At 72.8% G+C, this 6,558-nt stretch carries 4 protein-coding genes; 2 read left to right on the top strand and 2 right to left on the bottom strand.

Annotated features, from left to right (window positions below; all coding sequences use genetic code 11):
* The coding region (locus tag EST54_RS32755; protein ID WP_244942665.1) for an aminoglycoside phosphotransferase family protein at positions 1 to 1,198 on the bottom strand (1,198 nt) is incomplete at its 3' end.
* 285 nt (positions 1,199 to 1,483) lie between these two features.
* On the opposite strand from EST54_RS32755, the gene EST54_RS32750 reads away from it, so the two are divergent.
* Positions 1,484 to 3,013: a DNA-binding protein NsdB gene (locus tag EST54_RS32750; protein WP_129251318.1), complete on the top strand. Its 1,530-nt coding sequence runs from the start codon at positions 1,484 to 1,486 to the stop codon at positions 3,011 to 3,013.
* A 176-nt stretch (positions 3,014 to 3,189) separates the two neighbouring features.
* Here EST54_RS32750 and EST54_RS32745 read toward each other — a convergent pair whose 3' ends face one another.
* On the bottom strand, positions 3,190 to 4,656 hold the full coding sequence (locus EST54_RS32745; protein ID WP_129251317.1) for a PP2C family protein-serine/threonine phosphatase: 1,467 nt from the start codon (positions 4,654 to 4,656) through the stop codon (positions 3,190 to 3,192).
* Between the two features lie 310 nt (positions 4,657 to 4,966).
* On the opposite strand from EST54_RS32745, the gene EST54_RS32740 reads away from it, so the two are divergent.
* Positions 4,967 to 6,382: a HEAT repeat domain-containing protein gene (locus EST54_RS32740; RefSeq protein ID WP_129251316.1), complete on the top strand. Its 1,416-nt coding sequence runs from the start codon at positions 4,967 to 4,969 to the stop codon at positions 6,380 to 6,382.
* Positions 6,383 to 6,558 lie beyond the last annotated feature (176 nt).

The following is a 6,558-nucleotide window of genomic DNA, read 5'->3' as shown; positions in this document are numbered from 1 at the left end:
GGCCGAGCCGGCGCACATGGCTGAGCGGCGCGCCCCGTGCCCGGACGCGCCGCTCACCATCCCCCGAGGGGGTGCCGACCGCCGCCCGTACCGCACGGCGTGCCATCTGGCAGTCGTCATGCAGCCGGCGCAGGAGCAGCCGCTGCTCCTCGCCCGCCGCGGGCATACCGGGCTGTCCCGGGCCCGGCGTCCCCGTCGGCGCGGGTTCGTGCATGGTCCGCTGGACCGCGGTCTCGTAGCGCCGGATCTCGCGGGTGAGCACCAGCATCAGATTCACCAGGAAGGCGTCCCGCGAGGCCGGGCCGGCGTTCTGGGCGAGCTGGCTGATCTGGCGGCGGGCCACCGGCGCGTCGCCGAGCACCGACCACAACGTCGCCAGGTCGTAGCCCGGCAGATACCAGCCCGCGTTGTCCCAGTCGAGCAGCACCGGGCCGGTGGGGGACAGCAGCACGTTGTTGAGCAGCGCGTCGCCGTGACAGAACTGGCCCTGGGTGTGCGAGAGACCGTGCAGCAGCTTCTGCAGATCGCCCAGGTCCCGGTCGGTGAGCAGCCCCAGGTCGTGGTAGCGGCCGATCCGGCCCGCGTAGTCCAGCGGGGCGTCGAACAGTCCGGCCGGCGGACGCCACAGGTTGATCCGGCAGATCGCGCCGAGCGCGGCGCGGACGTCCGCGCGGGGAGGCGCTTCGGACGGGTGCCGGGTCAGCGCGGCGACCCGGCCGGGCATCCGCTCCACGATCAGGGTGCAGTTGTCGGGGTCGGCCGCCACCAGCCGCGGCACCCGAACCGGCGGACGATGCCGGACGAATGCGCGGTATGCACTTATTTCCTGCCGGAAGCGCTCCGCCCATGCGGGGGACTGGTCAAGTAAACACTTGGCGACCGCGGTCATCCGGCCCGTGGTCCCCACGAGAAGGACGGACTTACTGCTCCGGCGCAGCACCTGCACCGGGTTGAACTCCGGGCAGATGCGGTGCACCGAGGCGACGGCGGCGCGCAGCTGGGCGCCCTGGGGGCCGGACAGGTCGAGCCTCCCGCTGAGCGGCTGGGGTCCCGTACCGTGCGCCCGCCGGGTCCGGCCGCCGGGGAGGCCGGGGACCGCCCCCGCGGAAGGGGCGGGGTCGAGATACGGCCCGCTTCCGGTGGGGTGCGGACGGTGCGGCCGAGTGGGGGCGGTCACGGCGGACGATGCTGCATACATGGGTGAAACAGATCCCTTCGTGCGCCGGCGAGTTGCGTGCGCTCCCCGGCCCGGTGGTGGGAACCCGTGAACGGGCCCCGTGCAGGAGGCCGATCCAGGGTCCCTGTGCAGGGCGCGCACCCTGGGGAATGCGGTCCCGCCACCAGGCCGGGGGCGGCACGTCTACAGAACACGCGGCCGCGGGTGGCAGACCATCTGGCGCACCCTGGCGAACCCTGGCGAATGCCCACAGCCCCTGTCACCGGCCGTTACTGTCAACTCAGTCGAGGAACCTGGGGGCTTGACGTGGACAGGCAGCCGAACACCCGTCTCGCGGACCTTTTCGGTCTGGCCGGCTGGTCCAAAGGCGAGCTGGCGAGACTGGTCAACCGGCAGGCGGCGGCCATGGGCCATCCGCAGCTGGCGACCGACACCTCGCGAGTGCGGCGCTGGATCGACATGGGGGAGACCCCGCGTGATCCGGTGCCCAAGGTTCTGGCTTCCCTGTTCACCGAGCGCCTCGGCCGTGTCGTAACCATCGAGGACCTCGGGTTCGCAAGAACCGGTCGCTCGGGGAAGCGGCAGGCCCTGGACGGTCTGCCGTGGGCTCCCGAACGGACCGCCGCGGTCCTCACGGAATTCACGGGAATGGACCTCATGCTCAACCGACGCGGCTTGGTGGGTGCGGGCGCCGCACTCGCCGCGGGCTCCGCACTCACCGGCGCCATGTACGACTGGCTGCACACCGATCCGGCCCCCGCCGGCGCCCCCCGCCCCACCCACCCGTTCGCCACCGAATCCGCCGACGAATTCGACCAGATCGGCCTCGACCGCTACGAGGCGGCCCCCGTGGGGTCCCAGGAGATCGACGCGCTGGAGCGCTCGGTCGAGGTGTTCCGCGCCTGGGACGCGGCCCGCGGCGGCGGGCTGCAGCGCAAGGCCGTGGTGGGCCAGCTCAACGAGGTCGGCGGGATGCTCGCCTACCGCCACCCCGACCACCTGCAGCGCCGGTTGTGGGGAGTGGCCGCCAACCTCGCGGTACTGGCCGGCTGGATGTCCCACGACGTGGGCCTGGAGCCCACCGCCCAGAAGTACTTCATCATCGCGGCGCATGCCGCGCGCGAGGGCGGCGACCGTCCCCGTGCGGGTGAGGCACTCTCCCGCGCCGCCCGTCAGATGGTCCATCTGGGCCGTCCCGACGACGCGCTGGACCTGATGAAGCTGGCCAAGTCCGGCTCCGGCGAGGAGAACCTGCCACGCACCCGCGCCATGCTGCACACCATCGAGGCCTGGGCGCAGGCGTCCAAAGGGCAGGGCCAGGCGATGCGCCGCACCCTGGGCGAGGCGGAGGAGCTGTTCGTCTCGGACAAGGGCGATGTGCCGCCGCCGTGCTGGATGCAGATGTTCGACGAGGCGGATCTGCACGGCATGCAGGCGCTGGCGTTCCGTACCCTCGCCGACCACGATCCGTCCGCCGCCAGGATCGCCCAGCACCATGCCAAGCAGGCGCTGCGGCTGCGGGAGAACGGCCGTCAGCGGTCCCAGATCTTCGACTACATCTCGATGGCATCGGCCTGCTTCATCGGCGACGATCCCGAGCAGGCCGACCGCTACGCCCGGCTGGCGCTGGTCTCCATCGGGGAGAACTCCTCCCATCGCACCTGGGACCGGCTGCGCGAGATGTTCCGGCTCACGGGCCACTATGCGAATTTCGCCAAGATCCAGGACCTGCGGGAAGAGATCCAGCATGTTCTGCCGAAGGCGAAGCCGAAGACCAAGGGATCGGGGCTGGGCCCCGGCATCGGAACGGGCCTCGGAGGGAACTTCTCTGCCTGAGACGGGAGGTGCCCGCCTGGGTGACGCCGCGTCCTGCGCGCGGCATGAGGACGGGAGAGAGGACGGAGCGTGCTCCGCCCCGCCGTCTCATCCGTCCACCGAGGGTCCGCTCGCCGACGCTTCCGGGGCGGCCGGCGAAGGACCCGCCGGACCGTCCGCAGCCGGTGGGGTGTGCGTCAGTCGCCGACCCGGGCGATCAGCACACAGGCGTCGTCTTCGCGCTCGGCGCTGCCGAACTCCTCGACGACGATGCGGACACTGTCCTGCGCACTGCGGGCGGCGGCGAACCGAGGCGCCAGCGCGAGCAGCCGCTCGGCACCGTCATGGGAGGCTTCCCCGCCCGACGCACGGCGCGGTACGAGACCGTCGGTGTGCAGGACGAGCAGGTCGCCGGGCTCCAGTTGCTCGGTGTGCTGGGTGTAGGCCGCACCCGAGGTCGCCCCGAGGAGTACGCCCTCGGGTGGGTCCAGCGCGCGCCCCGTGCCGCGGCGGAACAGCAGCGGTGCGGGGTGTCCGGCCTGAGCCCACTCCAACGTGCGCGTCCCGGGGTCGAACCAGCCGCACACCGCGCTGCCGAGGGCCGGCTGGGCGGCGGTGTCCAGCAGCTGATTGAGGAGACCCATCAGGGGCCCCGGCCGGTGTCCGGCGACCGCCATCCCGCGCAGCGCGCCGAGCACCATCGCCATGCCGGACGTGGCGGTGACGCCGTGCCCGGTGAGATCGCCAACGCTCAACAGCGTCTGGCCGTCGGGGAGTTGCAGCGCGTCGTACCAGCCGCCGCCGATCAGGCCGGGGGTGCCGGACGGCAGATAGCGCCCGGCGAGGTCGAGGGCGACCGGACCGCCTTGCGGGAACCGCAGGGAGCCGCGCCATGGCGGTAGCACGGCCTCCTGCAGCTCGACCGCAAGCCGGTGCTCGGTCTGCGCGATCTGCCGCTCGCGGTGGAGCGAGTCACGGGTCTCGCGTACCGCCTGCTGGCTTCGGCGCAGCTCGCTGACGTCCCGCAGCACGGCCCACATGCATGCGGTACAGCCGTCGGCGTCGAGCACCGGCTCGCCCACCATGTGCACCGTGCGCCGGCTGCCGTCCGGCCGCACGATGCGGAATTCGCCGTCGATCGGCCGGCCGTCCACCAGGCAGTCGGTGACCATGGCGGCCAGCCTCTCCTGGTCCTCGGTGTGCACCAGGGAGGGAAGTTCGTCGAGGGTGAGCGGGCCGTCGGACGGGGCCCTGCCGAACATCGCGAACAGTTCGTCGGACCAGCTGACCTCGTCGGTGAGCAGATTCCACTCGGCGCTGCCGACCCGGCGCAGCAGCGCGCCGCGCTCGGGGGCCGCGGGCTCCGGCGTCGCGGCGGGTGGCTCGGCCTCCGGAGTGCGGTCATCGTCACTCTCGGTGGGCAGTCCCTCTCTCAGCTGGTCGAGATGGCCCCCGAGGTCGTCGAGGTGGTGCGCGGCGAGATCGCACAGCGCCCGCTGCCAGCGCAGCTGCGGGTCGGGGGCGAGGCCGGTGTCCACCGCGGACTCCCGGCGCACCGCGTCGAGACCACCGCGCAGGCGGCGGGCCTGCATGATGAGTGCCTCGACGGCGTCACGCTCGGGGGGCCGGTCTGCTGAGTGATCCGCGAAGAGAGGGGACGGCATGACGTACTCCGTGATCAGGCGGCGCCGGGCTGAAGGCCGGTAACGACTGTTGCACAGGCAGCGACCGTCCGTAAGGGATTTGGCACTACCCGATACGGTGGTGCACCCGGCATATGCCCCCGGCTTTTCGGGGCATCCCCGGCGCGAATCGGCGGAATGACGGCTTCCAGGCTAGGCTTCGGCCGCCGTACGCCAGGCGTTCTCCCCGATCCATGGTGGGAACGACGCATACGGCCCGTGGTCACCGGCAAGAATGCCGGTCAGCGGAAATCCCGTTGCCAGCCTGCCCCCCGCACCGGATGCTGACCTCATGTTCGATCCAGACATAGCGCCCAGTGGCACCCTGCTCGGCCTCCTGCAGCGAGGCCGCGGCGACGGGACCCTGCATGCCCTCGCGGCGCCGCGGGCCGAGGCGCTCGCGGCACTCAACGACAGCGTGCTGCGCGACCCCCGCCGTGACTGGCAGGTCGAGAACCGCTCCCTTTACTACGCGCGCCTTTACATGCAACTCGACGGCGGGCTAGAGGAGATCGAACGCCACCTCTTCCACCCCGACGACGTCGTCGACACCGGCGAGGAGCGCACCGGCCTGGCCCTCGCCGTCCTCGGCCACCTCGCCGCGTACGGCCGGGACGCCGCCCGTCTGCTGCTGCGCAGCTATGCCGCGGCCGGCAGCAACTGGCGCTGGGCTCTGGACGAGCTTGCGCTGCGTGACGACGACGCCGGGCTGATGACCCTGGCCCCCGCCGTCCTCGCCCGCTTTCCCGGGACCGAGGAGGGCGAGGCCGAACTGGCCGCCGCGGTCCGTGACGCCTTCGAACCCCGGCCCTGGCGGCTGTGGGCCGAGGATCCCCGTTACGGTGCGCGACTGGCCGCCGCCGGGGAGCAGGGTTCCTTCGACCGCTGGCAGCGGCAGCTGCGGCCCCGCGGGCCGCGCCCCGGCTGGAGCGTGTCCGAGATCCTCCGGTGGGCCCAGGAGGGCCTGGAGCTGGAGCCCGAGGAGCACCGGTACCGCGCCGCGGCCCGTTGCCTGGCCGCCGTCGCCGGGCCCGAGGACCGGCCCGAGCTGCTGCGTGCCGCCCGTAGTGGACCGGACGCGGCGCGCGCCGCCGCACTCCACCACCTCGCCGAGTGCGGCGACCCGGAGGCGCTCGATCTGATCGAGGCCGCGGTCGGCTGCCCCTTCTCCTGTGAGCTGCTGATCTCCGCCGCGCTCGCCTCGTTCGCGCGGATGTGCAGCGTGGCCGCGGTCGAGCGGGCCCGCGGCTGGGCGGCGCGCGGGGACCGGCTGGGGGTGGCCGCCGCCGCGATGCTCGCCCGCCGCGGCGGACCGCACGACACCGAGCTCGTGCTGGCCGCCCTGCGACGGACGGTGCGCGAGGAGGGTCCGGACGCCGACGGCCTGTGGGAGCTGGTCGACGGCACCGGACGGCTCGGCGTCGGCTGCGCCGCCCCCGTCCTTCGGCACATCTACCGTGAAACGTCCTCGTCCCACCTCCGCGGCCGGGCCGCCGCCGCGCTCGCCGCCACCGATCCCGGGTTCGCGGCCGGCTTCGCCGTCGAGTGCCTGTGGGACTGCGAGGAGACCACCCGGGAACTGGCCGCCCGGCACGCCGCCACCGGCGACGACCGGGTCGTCGAACAGCTCCGCCGACTCGCCGCCGACCCGGCCGAGGAGGCCGAGGTACAGACGGCCGTGCGCAGTCGGTTTGCGCCAGAGGCTTAGGTTCCCACGTTGTCGGCTTTCCCGCCGTGGTGGTTTGTCGCCGTTGCGCCTGCGGCGGGCTGGGTGGGTGTTGGGTGCGGTGACGGACCTCCGGGGCCGGTGTGTGGGACTGCTTCGCTTTACGTCCCACACACCGGCCCCTCCGGCCCGTCCCCTCCCGTGGGAGGAGTACGTGA

Source organism: Streptomyces sioyaensis (genome assembly GCF_004122735.1).
Taxonomy (GTDB): Bacteria; Actinomycetota; Actinomycetes; order Streptomycetales; family Streptomycetaceae; genus Streptomyces; species Streptomyces sioyaensis.
This window is presented reverse-complemented; position numbering and strand designations above follow the sequence as displayed.

Bases quoted from the DNA above. Each gene is read 5' to 3' on its own strand.
- EST54_RS32745 (WP_129251317.1), bottom strand. From the start codon at position 4,656: ATGCCGTCCCCTCTCTTCGCGGATCACTCAGCAGACCGGCCCCCCGAG.
- EST54_RS32740 (WP_129251316.1), top strand. From the start codon at position 4,967: ATGTTCGATCCAGACATAGCGCCCAGTGGCACCCTGCTCGGCCTCCTG.